General features: G+C 69.4%; 28 protein-coding genes. 21 read left to right on the top strand and 7 right to left on the bottom strand.

Annotated features, from left to right (window positions below; all coding sequences use genetic code 11):
- Positions 1-197: 197 nt before the first annotated feature.
- Positions 198-854, top strand: coding sequence for a response regulator transcription factor (locus ABRP18_RS14770; protein WP_218867291.1), 657 nt, complete (start codon positions 198-200; stop codon positions 852-854).
- A gap of 23 nt (positions 855-877) precedes the next feature.
- Here the strand turns inward: ABRP18_RS14770 and ABRP18_RS14775 are convergent, their stop codons facing one another.
- Positions 878-2,311 (bottom strand): DUF222 domain-containing protein, encoded by a 1,434-nt coding sequence (locus tag ABRP18_RS14775; protein WP_349884911.1) that lies wholly within the window; start codon positions 2,309-2,311, stop codon positions 878-880.
- Positions 2,312-2,428: 117 nt separating this feature from the next.
- On the bottom strand, positions 2,429-3,292 hold the full coding sequence (locus tag ABRP18_RS14780; RefSeq protein ID WP_193761343.1) for an EamA family transporter: 864 nt from the start codon (positions 3,290-3,292) through the stop codon (positions 2,429-2,431).
- Between the two features lie 267 nt (positions 3,293-3,559).
- Here ABRP18_RS14780 and ABRP18_RS14785 point away from each other — a divergent pair, with 267 nt between their 5' ends.
- From ABRP18_RS14785 to ABRP18_RS14795, 3 genes are all read left to right on the top strand, one after another.
- On the top strand, positions 3,560-4,840 hold the full coding sequence (locus ABRP18_RS14785) for a M18 family aminopeptidase (protein WP_193761342.1): 1,281 nt from the start codon (positions 3,560-3,562) through the stop codon (positions 4,838-4,840).
- A 78-nt stretch (positions 4,841-4,918) separates the two neighbouring features.
- On the top strand, positions 4,919-6,361 hold the full coding sequence (locus ABRP18_RS14790; protein ID WP_061015727.1) for a cytosine permease: 1,443 nt from the start codon (positions 4,919-4,921) through the stop codon (positions 6,359-6,361).
- Positions 6,358-6,921 carry a cysteine hydrolase family protein gene (locus ABRP18_RS14795; protein WP_113680647.1) on the top strand — a complete coding sequence of 188 codons (564 nt, stop codon included), beginning with the start codon at positions 6,358-6,360 and terminating at the stop codon, positions 6,919-6,921. Before ABRP18_RS14790 ends, ABRP18_RS14795 begins: the two co-directional genes overlap by 4 nt.
- Positions 6,922-6,946: 25 nt before the next feature.
- Here ABRP18_RS14795 and ABRP18_RS14800 read toward each other — a convergent pair whose 3' ends face one another.
- The gene (locus tag ABRP18_RS14800; protein ID WP_046747725.1) at positions 6,947-7,657 is read right to left on the bottom strand and encodes an MBL fold metallo-hydrolase; all 711 of its coding nucleotides are present in this window, start codon (positions 7,655-7,657) and stop codon (positions 6,947-6,949) included.
- A gap of 97 nt (positions 7,658-7,754) precedes the next feature.
- Between ABRP18_RS14800 and ABRP18_RS14805 the strand changes: the two genes are divergently transcribed.
- The gene (locus ABRP18_RS14805) at positions 7,755-8,279 is read left to right on the top strand and encodes a TetR/AcrR family transcriptional regulator (RefSeq protein ID WP_058632351.1); all 525 of its coding nucleotides are present in this window, start codon (positions 7,755-7,757) and stop codon (positions 8,277-8,279) included.
- A 32-nt stretch (positions 8,280-8,311) separates the two neighbouring features.
- Here the strand turns inward: ABRP18_RS14805 and ABRP18_RS14810 are convergent, their stop codons facing one another.
- Positions 8,312-9,685, bottom strand: a complete 1,374-nt coding sequence (locus tag ABRP18_RS14810; RefSeq protein ID WP_171011043.1) for a pyridoxal-dependent decarboxylase — start codon at positions 9,683-9,685, stop codon at positions 8,312-8,314.
- Between the two features lie 25 nt (positions 9,686-9,710).
- Positions 9,711-10,400: a TetR/AcrR family transcriptional regulator gene (locus ABRP18_RS14815; protein ID WP_193761338.1), complete on the bottom strand. Its 690-nt coding sequence runs from the start codon at positions 10,398-10,400 to the stop codon at positions 9,711-9,713.
- 67 nt (positions 10,401-10,467) lie between these two features.
- On the opposite strand from ABRP18_RS14815, the gene ABRP18_RS14820 reads away from it, so the two are divergent.
- The 6 genes from ABRP18_RS14820 to ABRP18_RS14845 all read left to right on the top strand — a co-directional run bounded on the left by ABRP18_RS14820 (position 10,468) and on the right by ABRP18_RS14845 (position 17,149).
- On the top strand, positions 10,468-11,508 hold the full coding sequence (locus ABRP18_RS14820; protein ID WP_193761337.1) for an agmatine/peptidylarginine deiminase: 1,041 nt from the start codon (positions 10,468-10,470) through the stop codon (positions 11,506-11,508).
- Positions 11,508-13,223 carry an amidase gene (locus tag ABRP18_RS14825; protein WP_349884912.1) on the top strand — a complete coding sequence of 572 codons (1,716 nt, stop codon included), beginning with the start codon at positions 11,508-11,510 and terminating at the stop codon, positions 13,221-13,223. Before ABRP18_RS14820 ends, ABRP18_RS14825 begins: the two co-directional genes overlap by 1 nt.
- A gap of 61 nt (positions 13,224-13,284) precedes the next feature.
- A complete protein-coding gene (locus ABRP18_RS14830) occupies positions 13,285-14,136 on the top strand; it encodes a tryptophan 2,3-dioxygenase (protein WP_058632347.1) in 852 nt (283 codons plus the stop codon).
- The gene (locus tag ABRP18_RS14835; protein WP_349884913.1) at positions 14,136-15,098 is read left to right on the top strand and encodes a hydrolase; all 963 of its coding nucleotides are present in this window, start codon (positions 14,136-14,138) and stop codon (positions 15,096-15,098) included. Before ABRP18_RS14830 ends, ABRP18_RS14835 begins: the two co-directional genes overlap by 1 nt.
- A gap of 1 nt (position 15,099) precedes the next feature.
- Complete coding sequence (locus ABRP18_RS14840) at positions 15,100-16,338, top strand: aminotransferase class V-fold PLP-dependent enzyme (protein ID WP_349884914.1); 1,239 nt, start codon at positions 15,100-15,102, stop codon at positions 16,336-16,338.
- Complete coding sequence (locus tag ABRP18_RS14845; RefSeq protein ID WP_113680951.1) at positions 16,328-17,149, top strand: PaaX family transcriptional regulator C-terminal domain-containing protein; 822 nt, start codon at positions 16,328-16,330, stop codon at positions 17,147-17,149. Before ABRP18_RS14840 ends, ABRP18_RS14845 begins: the two co-directional genes overlap by 11 nt.
- 5 nt (positions 17,150-17,154) lie before the next feature.
- On the opposite strand, the gene ABRP18_RS14850 is transcribed toward ABRP18_RS14845, so the two are convergent.
- Positions 17,155-17,640, bottom strand: coding sequence for an FBP domain-containing protein (locus ABRP18_RS14850; RefSeq protein WP_058630742.1), 486 nt, complete (start codon positions 17,638-17,640; stop codon positions 17,155-17,157).
- Positions 17,641-17,936: 296 nt separating this feature from the next.
- Between ABRP18_RS14850 and ABRP18_RS14855 the strand changes: the two genes are divergently transcribed.
- The 3 genes from ABRP18_RS14855 (at position 17,937) to ABRP18_RS14865 (ending at position 19,128) form a co-directional block, all read left to right on the top strand.
- Complete coding sequence (locus ABRP18_RS14855; protein WP_046747716.1) at positions 17,937-18,284, top strand: hypothetical protein; 348 nt, start codon at positions 17,937-17,939, stop codon at positions 18,282-18,284.
- Positions 18,285-18,448: 164 nt separating this feature from the next.
- Positions 18,449-18,790, top strand: a complete 342-nt coding sequence (locus tag ABRP18_RS14860; protein WP_174799750.1) for a hypothetical protein — start codon at positions 18,449-18,451, stop codon at positions 18,788-18,790.
- A gap of 131 nt (positions 18,791-18,921) precedes the next feature.
- Positions 18,922-19,128, top strand: a complete 207-nt coding sequence (locus tag ABRP18_RS14865; RefSeq protein WP_046747714.1) for a CsbD family protein — start codon at positions 18,922-18,924, stop codon at positions 19,126-19,128.
- Between the two features lie 76 nt (positions 19,129-19,204).
- On the opposite strand, the gene ABRP18_RS14870 is transcribed toward ABRP18_RS14865, so the two are convergent.
- Positions 19,205-19,369, bottom strand: a complete 165-nt coding sequence (locus tag ABRP18_RS14870) for a hypothetical protein (RefSeq protein ID WP_017201713.1) — start codon at positions 19,367-19,369, stop codon at positions 19,205-19,207.
- Between the two features lie 123 nt (positions 19,370-19,492).
- Between ABRP18_RS14870 and ABRP18_RS14875 the strand changes: the two genes are divergently transcribed.
- From ABRP18_RS14875 to ABRP18_RS14905, 7 genes are all read left to right on the top strand, one after another.
- Positions 19,493-19,759, top strand: a complete 267-nt coding sequence (locus tag ABRP18_RS14875; protein ID WP_046747713.1) for a Rho termination factor N-terminal domain-containing protein — start codon at positions 19,493-19,495, stop codon at positions 19,757-19,759.
- Between the two features lie 8 nt (positions 19,760-19,767).
- Positions 19,768-20,883 carry a YbdK family carboxylate-amine ligase gene (locus tag ABRP18_RS14880; RefSeq protein ID WP_349884915.1) on the top strand — a complete coding sequence of 372 codons (1,116 nt, stop codon included), beginning with the start codon at positions 19,768-19,770 and terminating at the stop codon, positions 20,881-20,883.
- A 43-nt stretch (positions 20,884-20,926) separates the two neighbouring features.
- Positions 20,927-22,324, top strand: coding sequence for an MFS transporter (locus tag ABRP18_RS14885; protein WP_349884916.1), 1,398 nt, complete (start codon positions 20,927-20,929; stop codon positions 22,322-22,324).
- Between the two features lie 55 nt (positions 22,325-22,379).
- Positions 22,380-23,072 (top strand): DUF899 family protein, encoded by a 693-nt coding sequence (locus ABRP18_RS14890; RefSeq protein ID WP_349884917.1) that lies wholly within the window; start codon positions 22,380-22,382, stop codon positions 23,070-23,072.
- The gene (locus ABRP18_RS14895) at positions 22,997-23,887 is read left to right on the top strand and encodes an endo alpha-1,4 polygalactosaminidase (RefSeq protein ID WP_349884918.1); all 891 of its coding nucleotides are present in this window, start codon (positions 22,997-22,999) and stop codon (positions 23,885-23,887) included. Before ABRP18_RS14890 ends, ABRP18_RS14895 begins: the two co-directional genes overlap by 76 nt.
- Positions 23,888-24,020: 133 nt before the next feature.
- Entirely contained in the window at positions 24,021-25,076 is a 1,056-nt protein-coding gene (locus tag ABRP18_RS14900; RefSeq protein WP_349884919.1) for an iron-containing redox enzyme family protein, read from the top strand.
- On the top strand, positions 25,073-25,279 hold the full coding sequence (locus ABRP18_RS14905) for a CDGSH iron-sulfur domain-containing protein (protein WP_061015425.1): 207 nt from the start codon (positions 25,073-25,075) through the stop codon (positions 25,277-25,279). The genes ABRP18_RS14900 and ABRP18_RS14905 overlap by 4 nt, the downstream gene beginning before the upstream one ends.
- Positions 25,280-25,283: the final 4 nt, after the last annotated feature.

The following is a 25,283-nucleotide window of genomic DNA, read 5'->3' on the forward strand; positions in this document are numbered from 1 at the left end:
TAGCGGACGAGACCAAAAAACTTGCCAACCTGCTGCCAGAAAGTCATTACGTTCACCTCCATTATGTAGTCGTTCGTCGATGTCTGTATTCATCTTCTCGGCGACAGGAGCGGCGCACATCTGTCTCAGGTCTAGACCTTTTTGGCCAAAGGTCTACATGACGTCCATCAGGTGCCCGCGCCGTTAGGCTTCCCCCTATGCAGGAAATCCGTGTCGTGATCGTCGATGACGATCCCCTCGTCCGTTCGGCGTTGTCGCACTTCGTTTCGCGCGACCCGGAGATCAGCGTGATCGCGCAGGCAGAGGACGGTCTCGAGGCGATCTCCACTGTCGAGCGCGAACAGCCCGACGTCGTGATGATGGACGTGCAGATGCCTGAGATGGACGGCATCGAGGCGACGGGTGTCATCGCCGAGCGATGGCCGCACGTGCGCGTGCTCGCTGTCACCACGCTCGACGGCAGCGACACGGTGCTCCCCATGCTGAGCGCCGGCGCTTCCGGCTATCTGCTCAAGGACTCCAGCGCGGAGGACATCGTCACCGGTGTGCGCGAGGTGCACAGCGGGGCCAGCTCGCTGTCGCCGCGGATCGCTTCGATGCTGATCAAGCACGTCCGCGATTCGACCCCGGTCGCCGCCGACGCTGCCGCGCTCGAACCGCTCACGGAGCGCGAGGTCGAGGTGCTGAACTGCCTCGCGCAGGGAATGTCGAACGCAGAGATCGCGAAGGCGCTCATCGTCTCCGAGGGCACGGTGAAGGCACACCTCGGGCGCATGATGTCGAAGTGGCACCTGCGCGACCGCGTGCAGATCCTCGTGACGGCCGCACACGCCGGACTCGTCAGCTTCCGCTGATCACCCACCGCGTTTCAGCGCTATCACGCAGCTGCGGTCTCGCGCTGCCGCGGAACACGCCAGTGACGCTCGGGATCCCACCATGCCGGGCCGCGGACCTGCGGGGTACCTCCCGCCATCCGGATCTCCCACCCCGATCGGTTCAGCGAACGGTGATGCCACCAGCACAGGGGCACGCCGTTGTCCGTATCGGTCGGTCCTCCCCTGGCGTGCTCGACGACGTGGTGGATCTCGCACCATGACGCCGGCACATGGCACCCGGGGATCAGGCACTCTCCATCCCGAGCGATGATCGCGCGGCGCTGGTGGACCGTGAACACCCGATCGATGACGGTCGTGCCGACGATCCGGCCGTCGTCGAACAGCACCCGCTGAATGGCGCCCGTACACGCGGCCTGGATCGCGACCCCGATCGGCACCGGCGCCTGCGAGCCGACCGCGGTCGCCCACCCGGTGCCCGCGACGACGTCGTTCGCGTCGGCGTGCACCACGAGCGTCGGGGATGCTCCGGCCAGTCGGGGCATGTCTTCGTGACGCGCGGCGATCGCCAGTGCCGCCGCCACGGCGTCGTGCCGCTTCTGCGCAGCGGTGCGCTGTTCGATCACGTTGCGCGGGTCGGAGTTCCACGGATCGGCGTCGGCGACGTCTGCACCGGACTCGGCTCCATCGCCCGATCGCTCGCTCTCCGACCGGAAGGACACGCCCGGCTCTGGCGGGCCATCGGTCTTCGGATTGTTCTGAGCGTCGATGATGAGCTGCAGCTGAGCGGCCACGTCGGGAAGGAGGTTGCCCCGGAGCGGATGCACCCCGTTGCGCAGGCGCCCGATGGTGAGGAATCTCCGATTCCGCGCCTTCGCGTCCGTCGGTTCGGCACCATCCGGATCGAGCAGCTGCGCGAGCAGCATCGCGTACTGCCGGAGGTCGTCAGGGGTGGCGGGCGGCCCTCCACCTTCGGTGCCCCCGTCCGCCTCGGGGAGTCCGCGTGCCAGGTCGGCCAGCGCAGCATCGGCCGCCACCCGTTCCTCCGCCCCGATCCGATCGCCCGCCTGCAGGACCGGCCCGGACGCCGCGAGCACACCGGCCACCCCGATCACGCCGTCGAGCATCGCCTCGCGGATCGCGGGGAAGCGCGCCGGGAGCCGCTCCCCCGTCGTCAGCGCCACCTCGCGCCGAACCGCCTCGGCCGCCTTCACCACCCGAGACGCTCCGGGTGCATCCACCCGCAGCACCCGCTGCAGGAGCTCGTTCATCGATCGGCATCCGGTCGCCTCGGCGAAGCGGGGCTCGGCGGAGGCGGTCGTCTCCACGACGATGGCCTCCACGCGACGAAGCGCCTCGCCAGCGCCGCGGAGCACATCCAGTCGCGCGGCATCGTCGAGTCCGGCGAGCTGTGCGGCGGACAGCACGGCGTCGAGGTCGGCGACGACCCGATCCAGAGCTTCCGCGAGGGGGTTCATACGTCCATCCCACACCCCACCACCGACATTGCAGGGTCGGAACAGTCCTGTTCAGAGGCACTTTCCTGGCATTCCGGAATACGCTCCACACCACCCGTCGATCCCGCGGTCGAGGGCTCACACGGCGAGGAGGACGATCCCCGTCACCACGACGAGGGATGCCGCGATCCGCCAGCCCCCGCGCGACTCCCGCAGCACGAACACCCCGAACAGACTCACCAGCACCACGCTGACCTCGCGGAGGGGCGCCACCAGCGCCACCGGGGCGATCTGGATCGCGGTCAGCACCAGGATGTACGACAGCGGTGACAGGGCGCCGAACGCGAGGATGCGGCGCCACTGCGTGCGCCAGAGCGCCCAGACCGCGTCCCAGCGCCGACGCACCGCGATCGAGTAGAACGGCACCTGTAACAGCGTCGTGCCCACCATGAAGGCGACCGGCGAGAGGTTCCACGTGCGCACCGCGTGCGCATCCCAGATCGTGTAGACGGCGATCGCGACGCCGGTGAGCACGCCGAATACGATGCCGGGATCCATCCGCCGGGTGCCGGATCCTCTGCCCCGGTCGACGAGTCCGATGGCGACGACGCCTGCGATCACGGCCGCCACCCCGATCAGCGCGAGCACCGACGGGCGCTCGCCCAGCAGCAGCACGGCCACGATCACCGAGAGGAAGGGCCCGGTGCCGCGGGCCGTCGCGTACACCGTGGAGAGGTTGCCCTCGCGATAGCCGCGCTGGAGCACCGCCATGTAGCCGACGTGGAGCACCGACGAGACGACGACACCGAGGGCGAACGACCACAGATCGTCGGTGCCGAGGCCTCCCGTGAACGGCACCGCGCCGATCCAGACCACGGTGCTGGCGACGGCGCCCCACCACAGGAACGGCGCGCCCGCTCTGCTGATGCCGTGCGCGATGATGTTCCACGCCGCGTGGGCGATGGCCGCACCGAAGACGAGGACGAAGGCGAGAGGAGACAAAACAGACCCTTCCGTCCGGCGCACGGCGCGACGAACAGGGTCCTCCGGGCTTTTGTCCTGTCAGATGACGGCTCTCCTGCGGAGGAGAGCCGTGGCGCCGCTCGGACCAGACGGGCGCGAACCCCGGAACCCTAGGCGCTATCGGGACCACCCTAACCCGCCGGGATGAACGGCCGGGAAACAGCGCGGGCGCGGGCCGCCGTCGTGGAGGACGCACGGAGACCCCGACTACGCTCGAAGGACCGCGCTCTCCAGGAAGGTCACGACATGCCCGTCACCCCCGCCGCTCTCGCCCACGCCGAGGACCTCGCCGATTTCGTCGCCGCCTCCCCGTCGAGCTACCACGCGGCGGCGGAGGTCGCCCGACGGCTCGACGCTGCGGGCTTCCACAGGCTGCACGAGGAGGACGCCTGGCCGACGACCGGTGGACGCTTCGTCGTCGTGCGCGACGGGGCGGCGATCGCCTGGGTCGTCCCCGAGGATGCTGCGGCGACGACGCCCGTGCAGATCTTCGGCGCGCACACCGACTCCCCGGGCTTCAAGCTCAAGCCGCAGCCGACGACCGGCTCGCGGGGCTGGCTGCAGGCCGCCGTCGAGGTGTACGGCGGACCGCTGCTGAACTCCTGGCTCGACCGCGAGCTGCGCCTCGCCGGGCGACTGGCACTGGCCGACGGCCGTGTCGTACTGGCGGACACCGGAGCTCTGCTGCGTCTGCCGCAGCTGGCGATCCACCTCGACCGCGGTGTGAACAACGGCCTCGCCCTCGACAAGCAGACCGAGACCCAGCCGGTGTGGGGACTCGGCGACCCGACCGAGGCCGACATCCTCGCCGAGCTCGCCTCCTCCGCCGGCGTCTCGGCCTCCGACATCCGCGGCTACGACGTGGTGATCGCCGACTCCGCCCGCGGAGCGGTGTTCGGCAAGGACAGCGCGTTCTTCGCGTCGGGACGCCTCGACGACCTCGCCTCGGTGCACGCCGGCGTGGTGGCCCTCGAAGCGCACACCCCTACTGCCGGAGCACCCATCGCGGTGCTCGCCGCCTTCGACCACGAGGAACTGGGTTCGGAGTCGCGCTCCGGCGCGGCGGGCCCCTTCCTCGAGGACGTGCTCGAACGCGTGTACGCCGGCCTCGGTGCCGACGGATCCGCACGCCGCCAGGCCTACGCGTCGTCGTGGTGCCTGTCGAGCGATGTCGGACACTCGGTGCACCCGAACTACGCCGCCAAGCACGACCCCGTGGTGCAGCCGGTGCTCGGATCGGGACCGATCCTGAAGATCAACGCCAACCAGCGCTACGCCACGGATGCGGTCGGCACGGCATCGTGGCGTTCCTGGTGCGAGCGCGCCGGGGTCACGACGCAGGAGTTCGTATCCAACAACAGCGTGCCGTGCGGTTCGACCATCGGCCCGATCACGGCGACCAGGCTCGGCATCCGTACGGTCGACGTGGGCATCCCCATCCTGTCCATGCACTCCGCGCGAGAGCTCGCAGGGGTCTCGGACCTGCACGATCTGACCCGCACAGCGCAGTCCTTCTTCGCCGGCTAGGCCCCCGCCGGCTGCACACCGCGGCGGGGCCGCCGCCGAAACCGCCTGCGACCGCCTCGGCAGTGCCAGGATGTGAGCATGACGGACATCAAGCCGGCCCTCATCGAGCGTGCGGGCATCGAGATCATCCCCGAATCCGAGCGGACAGCGAAGCCGCGAGACCTGTTCTGGCCGTGGTTCGCCGCGAACGTGTCGGTGTTCGGCATGTCGTACGGGTCGTTCGTCCTCGGCTTCGGCATCTCGTTCTGGCAGGCGACGATCGTCTCGGTCATCGGCATCGTCGTGTCGTTCCTGCTCTGCGGGCTCATCGCGATCGCCGGCAAGCGCGGCTCCGCGCCGACGATGGTGCTCTCGCGGGCGGCCTTCGGCGTGCAGGGTCAGAAGGTGCCGGGCATCGTCTCGTGGCTCACCTCGATCGGCTGGGAGACGTTCCTCGCGATCATGGCCGTGCTCGCCACCGCCACCGTGATCACCCAGCTCGGAGGTGATGGAGACAGCATCGCGCTCAAGATCGTCGCCACCGTGATCGTCGCAGCGCTGATCGTCACGGCGTCCGTGCTCGGCTATCACACGATCATGAAGCTGCAGTCGGTGCTCACGTGGATCACCGGTGTCGTGACCGTGCTCTACATCGTGCTCGCCGCTCCGCAGGTGGACCTCGCGGTCGTGCTGGCCCGACCCGACGGCGGCGTCGGCCAGGTGATCGGCGCGCTCGTCATGGTGATGACCGGGTTCGGTCTCGGCTGGATCAACATCGCCGCCGACTGGTCGCGCTATCAGAAGCGCACCGCATCGGACGGGGCGATCGTCGCCTGGAACACGATCGGCGGATCGGTGGCACCGGTGATCCTCGTGGTGTTCGGCCTGCTGCTGGGCGGCTCCGACGAAGACCTCATGAACGCGATCGCCGCCGACCCCATCGGCGCGCTCGCCTCGATACTGCCGGTGTGGGTGCTCGTACCGTTCCTGCTCACTGCGGTACTCGCCCTCGTCTCGGGCGCGGTGCTGGGCATCTACTCCTCCGGGCTCACGCTGCTCAGCCTCGGCATCCGGATCCCCCGCCCGTCCGCCGCAGCGATCGACGGGGTCATCCTCACGGTCGGCACGATCTTCGTGGTGTTCTTCGCGACCGACTTCCTCGGACCGTTCCAGAGCTTCCTGATCACGCTCGGCGTGCCCCTCGCCTCGTGGGCCGGCATCCTCATCGCCGACATCCTGCGCCGCCGGAAGGACTACGACGAAGAGGCACTGTTCGACCAGCGCGGACGCTACGGCGCGTGGGACTGGACCTCGATCGGCACGATGGTCGTCACCAGCGTGATCGGCTGGGGCCTGGTCGTGAACAACTTCGCCGAGGACGCAGCCTGGAACAACTGGCAGGGCTACCTGCTGTTCCTCATCGGCGGCCGCGACGGCGAGTGGGCCTATGCGAACCTCGGAGTGTTCTTCGCGCTGGTGCTCTCGTTCCTCGTGACGTACTTCGCGAGGGCGGCGAAGATCCGGCAGCAGGAGGCCGCGTGAATGCGTCCGCGACCACCGACACCTGGCTCGTGGTGATCGATCCGCAGACCATCTTCGCCGCGCCGGATTCCGCCTGGGGGTCGCCGTTCTTCCCCGAGGTGATGCCCCGCATCCGCGCCCTGGCCGACGCGTTCGGCGATCGCGTGCTCGTGACCCGCTGGATGCCGACCGCCGACCGGACGACGTCGTGGGGTGCGTACTTCGACGCCTGGCCCTTCGCGGACCAACCGCCGAGCGATCCCCTGTTCGCCCTCGTCCCCGACGCCGAGGCGCTCTCGCCGCACCCGAGCATCGACCTGCCGACGTTCGGCAAGTGGGGTCCGGAGCTCGAGGGGACCATCGGACGCGGCGGGCACGTCGTGCTCGCTGGCGTCTCGACCGACTGCTGCGTGATCTCGACCGCGCTGGCCGCCGCCGACGCGGGCGCACACGTGACGATAGCGGCCGACGCCTGTGCCGGTTCGACCGCAGAGAATCACGCCGCCGCCCTGCGGGTGATGAGTCTCTACCCGCCGCAGATCACGATGAGTGACACCGCGACGGTGCTCGCGGCTCACTGACCCGCGCCGACCTGACCGCGGCGCCTCAGGCGGAAGCGCGGACCGCTGCGGCGATGTCGGAGGGGGAACCGTGCCAGGGCGCTCCGTGCCCCGGCAGCACCCACGCCGCCGACACGTCGGCGAGACGGTCGAGCGAGGCCAGTGCCTCCGCGGGCTCGTCGGTGAACGGTGCGGGTTGGGCGCCGGTGCGACCGGTGAGCACGTGACGGGTCGTCAGAGCATCGCCGACGAACACCGCGTCGACGGCGGGGACGTGCACCGCGATGCTCCCCGGCGAATGGCCGGGCATCCCGAGCACGACCGGCGCGCCCGGAAGGTCGATCACATCGCCGTCTGTCACCTCGGTCACGACCGACACGTGTGGCGTGCGCAGCGCGTTCTTGCGGAGCCCGTACGTGAGGAACCCGAGCGTCGGTCCGATCTTGGCCGGCCCCATGGGGGTCTTGGGCTTCTCGCCGGTGCGCACCCGATGGCTGTCGGCCTCGTGGATGAACACCGGTGCCCCGACCTCCTTCCGCAGCCGTTCGGCGAACCCGATGTGGTCGCCGTCGCCGTGCGTCAACACGAGACCGCGGATATCGGACAGAGGGCGCCCGATCGTCGAGAGCTCGCGCTGCAGATCGTGCCAGTGCCCGGGGAGACCGGCGTCGATCAGGGTGATCCCCTCCGGCAGGTCGATGAGGTAGGAGGCGACGATGTCGTTGCCCAGTCGGTGCAGGTGCGGTGCGAGCTTCATGGCTGATCCTCTCGGGATGATTGCGATGGCTACGATACGTAGCTATCATGGCTAATGTCAATAGCCATGGCTGTCCACAGCCGTCACAGGAGGATCGATGCCGACGCCCGAACGCACATCCACCGAGGAGATCGTCGCCGCCGGGCGGGAGATCCTCGAGGTCGCCGGTCCCTCCGGGCTCACGATGCAGGCCGTCGCAGAACGGGTGGGGGTCCGCGCCCCCTCGCTGTACAAGCGCGTGCGAGACCGTGACGCACTGCATTCCGCCGTCGCCGCAGCCTCGATCGACGCGCTCACCGCACGTCTCGAAGCCGCGGGCGACGACATCGGTGCGCTCGCGCACGCCTATCGCGACTTCGCGCACCGGCATCCGGAGGGCTTCCGCCTCATGTTCACGATCGCGGCCCCGCACGATGCCCTCGAACGGTCAGCCGCGCCCCTGATCCGCACCGCGTCCGCCCTGGTCGGGCAGGAAGACGCCCTCGACGCCGCGCGCTTCTTCACGGCGTGGGCCACGGGTTTCCTGCAGATGGAGCTGTCCGGGGCGTTCCGCCTCGGCGGCGACGTCGATCGTGCCTTCGAGTACGGCCTGCACCGTCTGCTGGCCGGAATCACCGCCTGACCTGCCCACGCTGCAGGTCGAGTCCGCCTCGCCTACCTCATGGTGTCGAGGATGCCGACGAGGTCTTCGAACGTGGTGAGCGGATTCAGGATCGCGAAGCGCGTGTTCGGACGACCGGCGTGGGAGCTGGGCACCACGAAGGCACGCTGCGAGTCGAGCAGAGCGGCCGACCAGCGGTCGTAGTCGGCGCGCTCCCATCCTTCGCGCTCGAACACCACGATCGACAGCTGCGGGTCGCGCACCAGCTTCAGTTCGGGGCGTCGGGCGATCTCGTCGGCGATCCGCCGGGTCAGAGCGAGACCGGCGCTCACGGCCTCGCGGTATGCCGTCACGCCGTACGTCGCGACCGAGAACCACATCGGCAGACCGCGCGGTCGACGAGTGAGCTGGATCGAATAGTCCGAGGGACTGAACTCGTCGACGTCGGTCAGGATGTCGAGGTACTCGGCGTGCTGCGTGTGCGCCCGACGTCCGCTGTCGGGGTCGCGGTAGATCAGGGCACAGCAGTCGAACGGAGCGAACAGCCACTTGTGCGGGTCGACGATGACCGAGTCGGCGCGCTCCACACCCGCGAACAGGTGCCGAGCCTCCGGGGCCAGCATGGCCGTGAGGCCGTAGGCGCCGTCGATGTGCAGCCAGAAGTCGAACTCGTCCTTGAGTGCGGCGATGCCGGCGATGTCGTCGACGATGCCGAAGTTCGTCGATCCCCCGGTCGCGACCACCGCGCAGATCTCGTCCCCGTGCTCGGCCAGCGCCTCGCGGACGCCCTCGGCACGCAGCACGCCGTCCTCTCCCGCCGGCACCAGCAGCACGTCGGCATCCATCACGCGCGCGGCCGACTTGTTCGAGGAGTGCGCCTCGACGCTGCAGAGGATCTTCCACCGGCTCGGCAGTTCCCTCCCCGCCGCGACCAGACGGGCTTTCGCCGCCTCACGGGCGGCCACCAGCGCCGAGAGGTTCCCGATCGTGCCGCCCTGCACGAAGACGCCACCGGCCGTGTCGGGGAGCCCGAACTCGCCGGCCAACCACGACAGCACCTCGTTCTCGGCGTGCACGGCCCCGGCCCCTTCGAGCCAGCTGCCGCCGTAGAGCCCGGAGGCCGACACGACGAGGTCGAAGGCGATGGCGGCCATGGTCGGCGCCGTCGGGATGAACGACAGGTACAGCGGATGACTCGTCGTCAGGCAGGCCGGGGCGAGCACATGCTCGAACACGCTGAGCGCCCGCGCCGCCCCCAACCCCGCGTCCGTGATGGTCGGCCCGACGAGGCGGTTCAGCTCGGCCTCGGACTGCGGCTTGTCGAGCGGCACATCGGCGGCGAGCATGCGGCGACGCGAGTAGTCGAGCACGGCATCGACGATCGCGGTCGATTCGGGCGAGGCCGCGTGCATGCGCACAGCATCCATGGGCGTTCCTTTACGTGTCAGCAGGTCAGGAGTCAGCAGGTCGGGAGTCAGCAGGTCGGGAGTCGGAGGATCGAGCACCGACGAGGGCATCGGGGGCGGCACTGTCCAGCACGGCGGACAGTGCGCGCCTGGCGAGGTCGGCACGGTCGCGCGGCGCCCACTTCACCAGCGAGTGCGCGTTCATGCCGTCGACCATCGCGAGCAGCAGCCATGCGGCCGTGTCGGCGCGACCCGCTTCGATCGCCCCGTCGGCGGCTGCGCGGGCGAAGATCCCCTCGAGCGCGCTCTGCCATCCGTCCATCTCCTGCCGTACACGGGCGGCGAGCGCCTCGTTGCGGGCACCGAGCGCCCACGCCTGCACCCAGATGAGGGTGACGTCGTCGCGGTCGGCGTCGAGAAGGGTCTCGATCAGGCGCAGCAGACCACCGCGCAGCTCAGCGGCGTCGCGGAACGGGCGGTCGTCGAAGGCGGAGATCACCTCTTCGCGCTCGGCCGCCACGATCGATCCGAAGACGTCGGCGACGAAGGCGTCCATCCCCGGTCGGTAGTGCGCGACGAGGGCGGGGGTGACACCCACTCTGGCGGCGATCGCACGGACGGTCAGGCTCTCCAGACCGCTTTCGCGGGCAAGGCCGAGCGCCCCCTCGAGGATCGAGTGATCGCGCTCCTGCGGCGACATCCGCCGAGCGGTCGCACCTGTTGACGTCGTCTTCATCAGGGGTTACCGTAACACCTGTTGATCGCATGTTCAATAGTCGGACCGGCCGCACGAGGAGACCACGATGAGCTGGCGCATGCCCACCGAGACCGCACGTCACGAGCGCACGTGGATGGCGTTCCCCGCGGAGGGAGAGACTCTCGGCGACACCGCAGCGGCGCGCGAAGAGGGCTATGCCACCTGGACCGCTGTCGCTCATGCCGTCGCCGAGTTCGAGCCCGTCTCGATGCTGGTCGACCCGAGCGAGCTCGCCAGGGCGCGGCGCATGCTCAGCAGCGGCATCGACATCGTGGAATCACCCGTCGACGAGTTCTGGATGCGCGATTCAGGGCCCACGTTCGTGGTCGACGACGAGCGTCCTGGTGTCCTCGGAGCGGTCGACTGGATCTTCAACGGGTGGGGCGCCCCGGAATGGGCGGAGTGGCGGAAGGCCGCACAGCACGCACGCATCGTGGCCGGCGCCGTCGGTGCCGAGCTGGTGAGCTCCGCCCTGGTGAACGAGGGGGGCGGCATCCACGTCGACGGAGAGGGCACTGTGCTCCTCACCGAGACCGTGCAGCTCGACCCCCGCCGCAATCCTTACGCCGACAAGCAGCGGGTGGAGGCCGAGATGTCCCGCACGCTCGGCGCCACGAAAGCGATCTGGCTCCCCCGGGGGCTCACGCGCGACTATGACGACTTCGGCACCAACGGCCATGTCGACATCGTCGCCACCATCGCCTGCCCCGGGCGACTGCTGCTGCACGACCAGCAGAACCCCGACCACCCCGACCACGCCGTCACCCGCGAGCTGCGTGCCCTGCTCTCGGAGCAGACGGATGCCGCCGGGCGCCGCTTCGAGGTGATCGGGCTGCCGGCTCCGTCGATGCTGAGCGACGACGAGGGTCCCGTCGACTGGAGCTACGTCAACCACCTCGTCACGAACGACGGCGTAGTGGCGTGCGGCTTCGGCGAGGACAAGGCCGATGCCGCAGCACGCGAGATCCTCGCCGACGCCTACCCCGGCCGCCGGGTCGTCACGGTGGATGCACGTCCGCTGTTCGACCGCGGCGGTGGCATCCACTGCATCACCCAGCAGCAGCCGGCGCTCGACGGACTCCGCTGATGGTCGACGTGGTCGAGGCGTCCATCGCCGACCTGCGCCGCGCCCTCGAGACAGGGGATACGACGGCCGTCGCGCTGGTCGACGCGTATCTCGCACGCATCGCCGCGTACGACGCCCCCGCCACCGAGACCGCCCTGAACGCGGTCATCGTCGCGAACGCGGATGCACGGGACGAGGCCGCGGCCTCTGACGCACGCCGCGCCAGGGGCGAGGCTCGCGGTCCCCTCGACGGCATCCCGTACACCGCGAAGGACAGCTACCTCGTACGCGGGCTCACGGCCGCCGCAGGGAGTCCGGCATTCGCACAGCTCGTCGCTCAGCGCGACGCCTTCACGATCGAACGACTGCGCGCGGGGGGAGCGATCTGCCTCGGGCTGACGAACATGCCCCCGATGGCGAACGGCGGCATGCAGCGCGGTGTCTACGGCCGAGCCGAGAGCCCCTACAACGCCGCCTTCCTCACGGCCCCCTTCGCCTCGGGGTCGTCGAACGGATCAGGCACGGCGACGGCGGCGAGCTTCGCGGCCTTCGGACTCGGCGAGGAGACCTGGTCGAGCGGACGCGGGCCGGCCACCAACAATGCGCTGTGCGCCTACACGCCCTCACGCGGGGTGATCTCGACCCGCGGCAATTGGCCTCTCGTGCCGACGATGGACGTCGTGGTGCCGCACACCCGCACCATGGCGGACCTCCTCGAGGTGCTCGACGTGATCGTGGCCGACGATGCGGAGGTCCGTGGCGACTTCTGGCGCGCGCAGCCGTGGGTGCAGCTGCCCGCCGCATCCTCCCTCCGGCCGGAGTCGTATCCGGCGCTCGCGACGGAATCCGCCCTCCCCCTCGTCGGCGCCCGCATCGGCATCCCCCGGATGTACATCAACGCCGACCCGGATGCCGGCAGTGCCGAGAATCCCGGAGTCGGCGGCCCGACGGGCCGGCGCATCGAGACACGGGCGAGCATCATCGAATGCTGGGAGGCGGCGCGCCACGATCTCACCGCCGCGGGAGCGACCGTGGTCGAGGTGGACTTCCCCGTCGTCTCGAATTACGAGGGCGACCGACCGGGCGCACACACCATCGCCACCCGCGGCCTCGTGTCACCCGAATACCTGCACCGCGAGATCGTCGACCTCTCGGCATGGGCGTGGGAGGACTTCCTCCGGGCGAACGGCGATCCGGCCCTGCACTCGCTCACCGAGATCGACGGGGCGACGATCTTCCCGCATCCGGACGGCGCACTCCCCGACCGCTACACGGGCTTCGACGACGACATCGCCGAGTACCCCGGTTGGGTGCGCGACAACCCCGGCGTCGGGATCGCGGACATGCCCGAGCTCGAAAGCGGTCTGCGCGGCCTGGAGGAGACGCGTCGCCGCGACCTCGAAGTCTGGATGGACGTGCTGCGGCTCGATGTCGTCGTCTTCCCCGCGGTCGCGGATGCGGGTCCGGCTGACATGGACGTGAACCCGGAATCGGCCGACCTCGGGTGGCGCAACGGCGTGTGGATCGCGAACGGCAACCTCGCGATACGCCACCTCGGCATCCCGACGGTCACGGTGCCGATGGGGCTGATGGGCGACATCGGCATGCCGATCGGGCTGACGTTCGCGGGACGGGCCTACGACGACACGAGGCTGCTGCGCTTCGCCGCGGCATTCGAGGCTCTCGGCCGACCGGGAACACGGCGCACGCCGCCGCCCCGCACTCCCGCGCTCTGAATCCCGGAGGCATGACATAACACTCCTGTGACGCTCGCCACGAAAGTGATATGTTCGGCAGATGCACACCGAGAACGAACGCGCCCTCGAATCCGGCATCGTCACCGACCTGTCTGGGCGCATGACGTACGGCTCGTACCTGGCACTCGACCAGCTGCTCACCGCGCAGCACCCGGTGAGCGAACCCGAACACCACGACGAGATGCTGTTCATCATCCAGCACCAGACCACGGAGCTGTGGCTCAAGCAGCTGCTGCACGAGCTGTCGTCCGCGCGTCAGCTGCTGGCCAGGGACGACCTGCGCGAAGCTCTGAAGCGCATCGCCCGCGTGAAACGCATCCAGGACGTGATGACGCAGCAGTGGTCGGTGCTCGCGACGCTGACGCCCACCGAGTACGCGCAGTTCCGTGGGGCGCTCGGCAACTCCTCCGGATTCCAGTCCGTGCAGTACCGCGCCGTGGAGTTCGCCCTCGGCAACAAGAACGCGAAGATGCTGAGTGTGTTCGCCGACCACCCGGCCAACCTCGCGCTGCTCACCGCCGAGTGGGAGAAGCCGACGCTGTACGACGAGTTCCTGCGCTTCGCCGCCCGCCGCGGACTGCCGGTCCCGACGGAGATCCTCGAGCGTGACGTGCGGGAGCCCTATCGGGAGACACCGGCACTGGTGCCGGCGATCCGCGAGATCTACCAGGACCCGAGCCGTTACTGGGATCTGTACGAGGCCTGCGAAGACCTGGTCGACCTCGAGGACAACTTCCAGTTCTGGCGGTTCCGACACCTCAAGACCGTCGCTCGCACGATCGGCATGAAGGTCGGCACCGGCGGCTCCAGCGGCGTCGGCTTCCTTCAGCGCGCCCTGGATCTCACGTTCTTCCCCGAGCTCTACACCGTGCGCACGGAGATCGGCAGCTGATGCACGCTGCGACGTTCTTCGACGGGAGCGCGTGGCGCGAGGGCGTCGTCGAGCTCGTCGACGGACGTGTGCGCCTGCGCGGCGAGCGCCCCACCCCCGGACTCCCCCGCATCGGAGGTGTCATCACGGGCGGATTCACCGACCACCACGTGCACCTGCAGCTGGTGGACCACACTCTGCTGGCAGGGTCTCGCCTCGGCCGTGTGGTCGACCTCGGCGGAAACCCCGAGGTGCTGCGTCAGCTCACGCCCACCGCCCGCCACCACGTCGAGATCGACTTCGCCGGGGCGTTCCTGACCGCTCCTGGTGGCTACCCCTCCGACCGGGACTGGGCGCCGGAGGGATCGGTCCGCGAGATCACGGACGCGGACTCTGCCGCAGCCACGGTCTCCGGGATGGCGGATGCGGGTGCCACCTGCATCAAGGTCACCAGCAACAGCGGCGCAGGGCCGGTCTTCACCGACGAGCTGTTCCGCGCGATCGTCCGGGTCGCGGCCGACCACGACCTCCCCGTCGTCGCGCACGCCGAAGGTGCGGGTGAAGCGCAGCGGGTGGTCGCTCTCGGCGCAGCCGGGCTCGCCCACGCCCCGTTCACGGAGCGCCTCGACGATGACGAGATCGTGCGTCAGGCGGCCTCCGCCTCGTGGATCTCGACGCTCGCGATCCACGACGACCCCGAGCGTACGACCGCGATCGACAACGTGCGCCGGTTCCACGCCGCGGGCGGCACCGTGCTCTACGGCACCGACCTGGGCAACGGACCGATGCCTGTCGACCTGAACCCGCACGAGGTCGGTGCCCTTCGCGAGGCCGGAGTCGACGACGCGGCCCTCCTGCGAGCGCTCGCCCCCGTGGATCCGCTCGACTCCGGATCGGTGCTCCTGCTCCTCCCCGTCAGCAGCTCCTCGTCGTTCGACCCCCTCGACGCCCGCCCCCTCACCCCCGCCGACCTGAAGGTGTGACATGACCACGACTCCCGACGCCTCCCTGCTCGAGCACGCTCGCGCCCTCGATGGGAACGACCCGCTGCGCGCTCACCTCGACGCCTTCTCCGAGGCACCGGGCGTCGACGCGTATCTCGACGGCAACTCGCTCGGGCGCCCGCTGCGCGACATGCCGGAGAAGCTCGCGACCTTCGTGCGCGACGACTGGGGCACGCGGTTGATCCGGTCCTGGGACGAGCAGTGGATGGCGCTGCCGATGGAGCTGGGGGACCGCATCGGACACGTCGCGCTGGGCGCCGCGGCCGGCCAGACCGTGGTGGCCGACTCGACGAGCGTGCTGATCTACAAGCTCATGCGTGCCGCCGCTGCCGCCGACCCCGCGCGCACCGAGCTCGTGATCGAGGCGGGCAACTTCCCCACCGACCGCTTCCTCGCCGAAGGCGTCGCGGCGGAGACCGGGATGACGCTGCGCTGGATCGAGCCCGACCCCGTGCACGGGGTGTCGGTCACCGATGTCGAGGCCGTCCTCTCCGAGCGCACCGCCCTGGTGTCGCTGAGCCACGTCGACTACCGCTCCGGGGCTCTGGCCGACATGCCGGGCATCACCGCGGCTGCGCACGGCGTCGGCGCCCTGATGATGTGGGACCTGTGCCACTCGGCCGGCGTGATCCCGATGCAGCTCGACGAGTGGGGTGTCGACATGGCCGTGGGCTGCACCTACAAGTACCTGAACGGCGGGCCGGGCTCGCCCGCCTTCGCCTACCTGCGCCGCGGTCTCCAGGGCGTGCTGCGTCAGCCGATCCAGGGATGGTGGAGTGCGGCGGACATCTTCGCGATGGGACCGGAGTACGTGCCTTCCGGCGACATCCGCCAGCTGCTCAGCGGCACCCCTCCCGTCATCTCGATGCTGGCCATGCAGGGAATGCTCGACCTCATCGAGCAGTCCACGATCGCGGGCGTGCGGGCCAAGTCGCAGTCGTTGACCGATCTCGCGGTCCGCGCCTACGACGAGGTGCTCGCTCCTCTCGGCGTCCGCCTGCTCAGCCCTCGCGACGCCGAGCAGCGGGGTGGCCACGTGACGATCGGTCACCCGGACTTCCGCGAGGTCACGCGGCGGCTGTGGTCCGACGGCATCATCCCCGACTTCCGGTTCCCGGACGGCATCCGCCTGGGTCTCTCCCCCCTGAGCACCTCGCACGTCGAGGCCGTCACCGGTGTGCTCGCCGTACGCGATGCGCTGGAGTCCGGTGACCTCTGACATCGCTCCCACCCCCGTGCTCGACGACATCGACGCACGCCCCGGCAGCATCGCCTCGTTGCTGCGGACCTTCATCGGCGTCTTCCTCCGTCCGCTCGGCGGGTGGATCTCCGCTGCCGACCTGGTCGCGTTCGCCGGTGACCTCGGCATCGACGCTGCCGCGGCGCGCACGGGTATCGCACGCCTGAAGCAGAAGGGGCTGCTGCTCGGCGCACGGGAGGGGCAGATCGGCTACCGGCTCAACCCGGCGGCGATCCCGATGCTGGAGCGCGGCGACAGGCGCATCTTCGAGATGCAGGAGATGACCGACGCCGACCCCTGGTGCCTGGTGTCGTTCTCGATCCCGGAGAGCGCCAGGAGCGTGCGCCACCAGCTGCGGCGAAGACTGCAGTGGATCGGAGCGGGCATCGTGTCCCCCGCCCTGTGGATCTGCCCCGGCCACCTTCAGGCCGAGGTGGAGCAGATCCTCGACGACCTCGACGCGCGTCGGTGGGCGACGCTGTTCCCCGCATCGGCTCCGCTGCCCGCCGGCACCCTGGTCGACGCGGCAGCGCAGTGGTGGGATCTGGAGGCGCTGCGCGAGGAGCACCTCGCCTTCCAGAACTCCCTCACGACGCTGCCCCGCGAGCCGTTCGCCGCGTACGTGCAGCTGATCGACCGCTGGCGGGTGCTGCCATACACCGACCCGGGGCTTCCCCCGTCGATGCTGCCGCCCGGCTGGCCCGGTCGTCGCAGCTTCGACGAGTTCGCGCGTCGGTCGGCGGAGCTGGCGGCACCCGCCTGGGCGCACGTGCGATCGAGGGTGTCCTAGCCCGTTCAGCCCGCCACTGCGGCGAGGAAGCCTGCCACGTGCTCCTGCAGCCGGAGGATGCGCAGGTCGCGGGCGAACTCCCGGTCGAACCCCTGATAGGCCAGCGGCGGCAGGATCCGCACGTTGCGGTTGCAGCCGAACTCGGCACAGGTGAGCACGCCGACGGTGTCGCCCTTGCGCCCGGCGGGTCCCGCCTTCCGGGCCACGTACAGCTGCACATCATTGCGGAGCGTCACGTCTTCGCACCAGGAGCACTGCGCCCTGGCGATCACACGCTGCTCAGCGCGCTGCAGGAAGACGCCGACGGGTGCGTCGTCGATCCAGGTGACGACGTAGGCACGGCGGGGCATCTTCGGGTCGGCCCAGCCGAGGAAGTCGAGACGGTCGAAGTCGATCTCGGCGAAACCGGGCGGCAGGGTCAGGTCGGACACCTCTTTGCGGGAGGCGTTGAGGAAGGAGGCGCGGATTGCGCGCTCGTCGATGGGACGCATGAGGGTGAGTGCTTTCAGAGAGGTCGCCGCGAAGGCGAATCGACAGGAGGAAGGCCCGGCAGTGACCACCGGGTACGACACGGCACCGGGGACGGGGATTCCGCCTCCGGTGGGTCCTCAGCCTCTGTCTGCGGCGCGGAAGGCGCCTGCAGCTCCGCTCTGCGCCGCGAGGGCGCTCATCGACGACAGCACCCGGCGAGCTTACACCCGTTTGTTTCCGTCCGTGTCGGCTCCTCTGGGCGTCGCAGGACGACCGACCTAGTCTTTCCGGAACGACGAACGAGAAGGAGTCCCCCGTGTCCACGCCGCTGAACCGCCTTTCGCCCCTCCCGGTGCGCGAGCGTGCAGCGTGCATGTGCAGTCACGGCGGCCGGTGCTCGTCCTTCGCCCCCGGCCACGCCCTGCACCTCATCCAGGCGCGGATCGCCTCGGCGACGCCGTCCGAATGGATCGATGCGCTCGTCGAGCAGGCCGACGCCGTCTCCGGCGACCTCGTCGTGCGCACGCTCGACGGCGAAACGCACACGCTGTGGAACGGGGCAGGTGCGGCACTCGAAGCTGCCGCGGGAACCCCGGTCGCGTTGCACCAGCGCTATGGAGTGCTGGCCGTCGGCGGCACGCAGTTCAACGTCGCGACCGTCTGATCACTCGCACCCACCTGCGACGGCGTCACCGCCGGACCGGCTCGTCTCAGGCGCTCGCCATCAGCATGTCCTTCATGGCGGAGCAGGCGTCCATGCACGCCTCGCACGCCTGAGCACACATCCGGCACACCTCGCTGTCGTCCGCGTGCCGAGCGCAGGCATCCATGCACGCCTTGCACATCGCGATGCAGGCGTTCAGCATCGCCATCATCGAGGCAGGGGTCATCCCCTGCATCCGCATCATCGACCGCATCATGGTGTTGCACATGTCGGCGCAGTTCATGCAGGCCGGTGCGCAGTCCATCAGCTGCGTCGAGCACACCGTGCAGGCCTGCTCGCAGGCGGCGCACGCATCCATGCACGCCTGCATGACCGCCATGTCCATCATCTGCATGTCGGGCATCGACTCCATGTTCTTCGACATGGCGCCCATCATCATCGAGTCCATCGCACACCGCTTCCTGGTCGAGTCCGCGGGCAGGACCACCCGCCTGGCGCCAGGCTAGTCCTTCGACGCCCGTGCGTCGATGGCGTCGGAACATTGTCATGTGCGCGGCGGATTGTCAATCCCGTGGCCGCTTCCCTCGGGACATGAGAGCCTCGGAGTCAATCGATCCGACGAGGAGAGGAGCACCACATGAGTGCTGCAGACGACATCAAGAACGCCGCCGAGAAGGCCGCCGGAAAGGTCAAGGAAGGCGTCGGAAAGCTCACCGACAACGAGAAGCTCGAAGCGGAGGGCAAGGCCGACCAGGTCAAGGCCTCCGCGAAGCAGGCCGGGGAGAACGTGAAGGACGCCGCCCAGAAGACGGGCGAGAACGTCCGGGACGCGTTCGAGAAGTAACAGGCCCCGGACACCGAAGAGGTGAGGTCCGCCGATGGGCGGGCCTCACCTCGATGGGGTCAGACCTACTGCGTTGTCAGACCTTGCGGCTGCCGCTGATCGCTCGGATCAACCAGGCGATCACCGCGATCGCGAGGAGGACGAGTCCGACCCACAGGAGGAACTGGAGCGACTGCACCAGTCCTCCGGTGATCGCGAGGATCACGGCGACGACGATGACGATGATCAGGAGGATGTTCATCGGTCTTTCCCTTCTTTCGGCAGGCGCGGACGCCCGACTGTGGTGCCTTCACGCTATCCGCGGAGGGACTTCTGTCAGAGGGGGTTGACTTCGGCCCCCCGAGTGCGCGAAGGAGAAGATTTCATGCCAGGACGACGCAACAACTCGCTGAAGGATCCCGAGCTGTATGAGGAGCTCAGGGACGACGGCGCCTCGAAGGAGAAGGCGGCGCGCATCTCGAACGCCGCGGCGAAGGAAGGTCGCAGCGCGGTCGGCCGACGCGGCGGGGAGCACGGCGACTACGAGGACTGGACGGTCAAGGAGCTGCGCGCGCGGGCGAAGGAGCTCGGTCTGACCGGTTACAGCGGCAAGCGGAAGTCCGAGCTGATCTCCGCGCTCAGGAATCACTGAGGACGGGGATGCCCCGCTTCGGCATCGAGGAGGAGTTCCTCTTCCTCGATGAGCACTCGCTGGCGCCCGTGAGTCTCGCCGCCGGCACACGCGAGCGCATCACCCGCCTCAGCACGGGAGGCGAGGTCACGCAGGAGTACCTGACCTCGCAGATCGAGTGCCTCACCGAACCGGTATCGACGGCTGAGGCCGCCACGGAGCAGCTGTCGCACCTGCGCGGACTCATCGGGTGGCACGCCGGCGACCAGCACGCCATCGCCGCCGGCACCGGCACACCGTTCGCCACGACGCGCTCCTCAGCGGTGTCGCCCTCACCGCACTACGACAAGGTCGCCGCGCACCTCGGGCACCTCACGCGCGACCACGAGGTCAACGGTCTCCATGTGCACGTCGAGGTCACCGACGACGAGGAGAGGGTGCGCGCGCTCGACCGCGTGCGCGGGTGGCTCCCCGTGCTGCTGGCCCTCACCGGCAACAGCCCGTTCGTGCACGGCCGCGACTCCGGCTTCGCCAGCTGGCGCAGCATCCTGATCCGTCGGCTGCCCTCGTCGTGCACGCCCCCGCACTTCCGCGACTACGACGCCTACCGTGCGGATGTGCAGCGACTCATCGACGTGGGTGCCATCGCCGATGCGGCCTCGCTGTCGTGGTCGGCGCGGTTGTCGGAGCGGTATCCGACGGTCGAGCTCAGGGTCTTCGACGCGCAGCTCTCCGCCCAGGACGCGGTGTTCGCAGCGCTCCTCTCCCGCGCGATCGTGCTCACCGACGATCTGCCGCACGCGGACATCGGCGTGGACGGCATCGACGCCTCGATGTGGACGGCCGCGCGGCACGGCATGGCCGCCCGTCTGCTCGATCCGGCGACCGGGAAGGCGGAGGACGCGTGGCTGCTTGCCGACCGGCTGCTGGCAGCGATCGCTCCCGCGCTCCGCGAGCTCGACGACGAGGACAGGGTCCGCGACGGGATCGCCCGGCTGCGTGCGTCCGGCACGGGCGCTGATCGCCAACGCCGGGCCGCCGCGGATGGCGGGCCGTCGAAGCTCGCCGAGCTCCTGCGCGCAGGGACGCCGCCACCGCTCCCGGCGGATCCCCCTGGACTCACGGTCTCCACGCCCACACCATGAGGCGCCCGGCCCCGACGTCGGCCACCGGGAGTAGTGTCGGCCTGTGGCCACCTTCGCCCCGCTCCAAAGACTCGTCATCTCGATCGCGGTGCTCGCGTCGTTCGTGACCTTCCTCGACGGCACGGTCGTGAACGTCGCACTCCCGGCGATCAGTCGCGAGCTCGGCGGCGGCATCACCACCCAGCAGTGGGTCGTCGACGCCTACCTGATCACGTTGAGCGCCCTGATCCTGCTGGCCGGATCGGTGTCCGACGCCTATGGCCGGGTGCTCGTCATGCGCATCGGACTCATCGCCTTCGGGATCGCCTCGATCGCCGTGGCGGCGGCTGTCGATCCGCTCATGCTGATCGTCGCCCGCGCCGCGCAGGGCGCCGCCGGTGCCCTGCTCGTACCGAGCTCGCTCGCCCTCATCACGGCCACCATGCGGGCCGACGTGCAATCGCGCGCCATCGGCGTCTGGACGGCCTTCACCACGGGGGCGCAGCTGGTCGGTCCGCTGCTCGGGGGACTGTTCGTCGACTACCTCTCGTGGCGCTTCGTGTTCCTCATCAACGTCATCCCGATCGGGATCACCCTGCTGCTCCTCGCCCGGTTGCATCTGCCGGAGCACCCCCGCGGCGTCAAGGTCGACTGGTGGAGCGGGGTCCTGTGCGCGATCGGGCTCGGGGCCGTCGTCTTCGCACTCATCGAGCAGCCCAACATGGGGTGGCAGTCGCCCGCGATCTGGATCCCCGCGATCGCCGGCGCCGCATTGTTCGGACTGTTCCTGTGGCGGCAGCAGCACTCCGCCTCGCCGCTCATGCCGCTCTGGCTGTTCCGGGTGCGCGACTTCGGGTGGGGCAACCTCGCGACGCTCTTCGTCTACGCAGCACTGTCGCTCAACGGCTTCGTGGTCGGGGTCTACCTGCAGCAGGGCGCAGGACTCAGCGCCACCGCCGCGGGCCTGGCGAGTCTGCCGATGACGATCCTGATGATCCTGATCAGCTCGCGTGCTGGTCAGTGGGCCGGCAGGTGGGGACCCCGCATCTTCATGACGGTCGGCCCGTTGCTGATGGCCGTCGGCGCTCTGATGCTGCTCCTCGTGTCCGCAGACTTCGACTACTGGTGGCAGGTTCTGCCGGCGATGATCGTGATGGGTCTCGGCCTCTCGCTCACGGTCGCACCGCTCACGGCCGCGATCCTCGGTGCCATCGACGAGAACCATTCAGGCATCGCCTCGGCCGTCAACAACGCGGTATCTCGTGTGGCCGGGCTGCTCGTCGTCGCGATGCTGTCGACCATCGTCGGCGGCACTCTCGACCTCGACGGGTTCCACAGCGCCGCCTGGGTCACGGCCACCCTGCTCGTGATCGGCGGCGTGGTGTCGTGGATCGGCATCCGCCGCAATCCGAACGAGGCGCTCCCCGCCGACACCGCATCCACGGGACCGCTCCCGCATTGACCGTGTCCCCGGCCGCGCGCAGACTGGACGCATCGTTCAGCATCCGGAGGTCACCGTGAGCACAGCACAGCCCCTTCCCCCTGTCGTCGACGCCGAGACCTGGCGCCGTGAGCTCGACGAGTTGCGCGTGCGCGAGAAGGCCGCGACCAGGGAGCTCGACGCGATCGCCGCGCAACGACGACGCCTGCCCATGGTCGAGCTGCCCGACTACACGCTGGTCGGCGCCGAGGGCCCGGTACGCCTGGCCGATATCTTCGACGGACGATCCCAGCTGATCGTCTACAACCACATGTGGTCGGACGGCAGCGAATGGCAGTGTCCCGGCTGCACCGGCTTCACCTCGCAGTTCACGCGGCTCGACGTGCTCGAGCGCTACTACGACGCGCGCTTCGTGATCGTGACGAACGGTCCGATCGAGGAAGCCCTGGCCTACCGCGAACGCGTGGGCAACCGCATGCAGTGGTACTCGAGCGCCGACAGCACGTTCGGGGCCGATGTGGACGCCCCGCCGAACGCGGGGTTCGGCGTGAACGTGTTCCTGCGCCACGGCGACACCGTGTACCGCACCTGGCACACCGACGGCCGCGGCACGGAGCGGCTGAGCTACCTGCAGGGTCTTGTCGATCTGCTCCCCTACGGTCGACAGGAGCAATGGCAGGACGTTCCGGAGGGATGGCCCCAGCATCCGACCTATGCGCAGGGCATGGGGTCGAAGGAGATCGCGGAGCTGTACGGAGCGGCACGCTGAATCGGCTGCTCCGGAGTGCCTGGCCAGCGGCCGGCGTCGCCCTCCTCCTCGCTCTCGGCGGGTGCGCGGCGCCCGCGGACCCGCCGTCCTCCGTCGCCCTTCCTCCCTCCGGCGCCACGCCGGACTATCAGCTCGGCGGGGCCTACGATCCGCCCTCCGGCGTCGGCGTGGTCGGGCGCGACCGCACCGCGGAGCCCGCGGCCGGTGTGTACTCGGTCTGCTACGTCAACGGATTCCAGACACAACCGGGAGAACTCGACACCTGGCCCGATGATCTGCTGCTGCAGCGCGACGGACATGTCGTCTTCGACCCGGACTGGCCCGACGAGGCGCTGCTCGACACGTCGACCGCGCAGCGCCGGGAGCAGATCGCCGACACCGTGATCCCCTGGATCGAGCACTGCGCGGATGACGGGTTCGATGCCGTCGAGTTCGACAACCTCGACTCGTACTCGCGGTCGAAGGGAGCCCTCTCGCTCGATGACAACCTCGCGCTGGCCGCACTCCTCGTCGAGGCGGCGCACGATGTGGGGCTGGCAGCGGGACAGAAGAACGCCGCCGAGGATGCCCCCGCGCTGCAGGAGCACGCCGGCTTCGACTTCGCGGTGACCGAGGAGTGCGCGGCGTACGAGGAGTGCGCGGCGTACACCGATGTCTACGGCGAGCGCGTGATCGACATCGAGTACACCGATGAGCTTCCGCGGCCCTTCGCCGAGATGTGTACGGACGACGCCTCGCCGGCATCGATGGTGCTGCGGGACCGCGACCTCGTCACCCCCGACGACGACGGCTACGCATTCGAGTCCTGCCGGTAGCCGGCTCCGTGCATCCGCGCGGGCTTCCATGCCTGCCCCGCTTGCCCGGTCGATGCGCGCTCGTCAAGTCCCTGGCCCGATCTCATCCGAGCCCGCAGGATACGAGGGTCCGCATCGATCAGGAGCACGACACATGACCTCTTCCGCCACGGCGACCGCACCGTCACCCGCACCGGGACTCCCCTTCCCCGACCGCGGCCCGGTGAGCCGCGCCGTCATCTCGCATCTCACCGGAGTCGATCGTCACGCCGACCACGCCGCTCTCGCCGAAGAAGCCGCAGCGGCCTGCGCTGACGTCTCCCGTGACGACGACATCCAGCTCGCCCTCTTCGTGCTCTACGCATCCGCCTACGGATCACTGTCGGCACTCGATCCCGAGCTCGAGTGGGACCCGGCGCTCCTCGCGACCCGCCGCACGCTCGAGTCGGCGCTCGAGCGGGAACTGCGCGCGAGAATCCCGATGCCGGAGCTGCCGGAGCCGACCGTGGACGCCGTCGGGCGGGCGCTCTTCGCACTCGCCGAAGCGGACACCGGCCCGAGCCTCTCTCGTTACTTCGTGAAGAAGGCCACGAAGTCCCAGGCGCGGGAGATGCTCATCCAGCGCTCGGCGTACACGCTCCGCGAGGCGGACCCGCACTCCTGGGCGATTCCCCGACTCGACGGACGGGCCAAGGCGGCTCTGGTCGAGATCCAGTCCGACGAGTACGGCGGCGGCCGACCGCACCGCGTGCACGCCGCCCTCTTCGCGCGCGCCATGCGCGCAGCCGGCCTGGATGACACCTACGGCGCGTACGTCGACGATCTCCCCGCCGTCACCCTCGCGTCGCTCAACATGATGTCGATGTTCGGACTCAACCGTCGGCTCGTCGGATCGATCGTCGGTCATCTGGCCGCCTACGAGATGACCTCGTCCATCCCCTGCCGCCTGTATGCCGACGGTCTGCGCCGCCTGGACTTCCCCACCGACGTCACGGCGTACTTCGACGAGCACGTCGAGGCCGACGCCGTGCATGAGCAGATCGCCGCCCGAGACCTCGCAGGCAGCCTCGCCGAGGACCACCCGGAGCTGCTGCCAGACATCATGTTCGGTGCAGCCGCCTGCTTGACGGTGGACGGATGGGGAGGCGCACACATCCTGGAGGCCTGGTCGGCGGATTCCTCGTCGCTGCGCACGAGGGCGTCATCATGAGCGCGGACCACGAACCGGCGACGATCACTCCGTACCCGGACGGTCCGCTGCTCGTCCGCGGTGCCGTCGAGCTGCACGCCGCCGACGGCACGCCGATCCCCTCCCACCGCCGCACCGTCGCGCTGTGCCGCTGCGGACTGTCGGCCCTCAAGCCCTTCTGCGACGGCACACACAAGCCCGCAGGCTTCCGCACCGAGGACTGAAGGG

The organism is Microbacterium sp. WHRI 7836 (assembly GCF_040223885.2).
Taxonomy (GTDB): Bacteria; Actinomycetota; Actinomycetes; order Actinomycetales; family Microbacteriaceae; genus Microbacterium; species Microbacterium oxydans.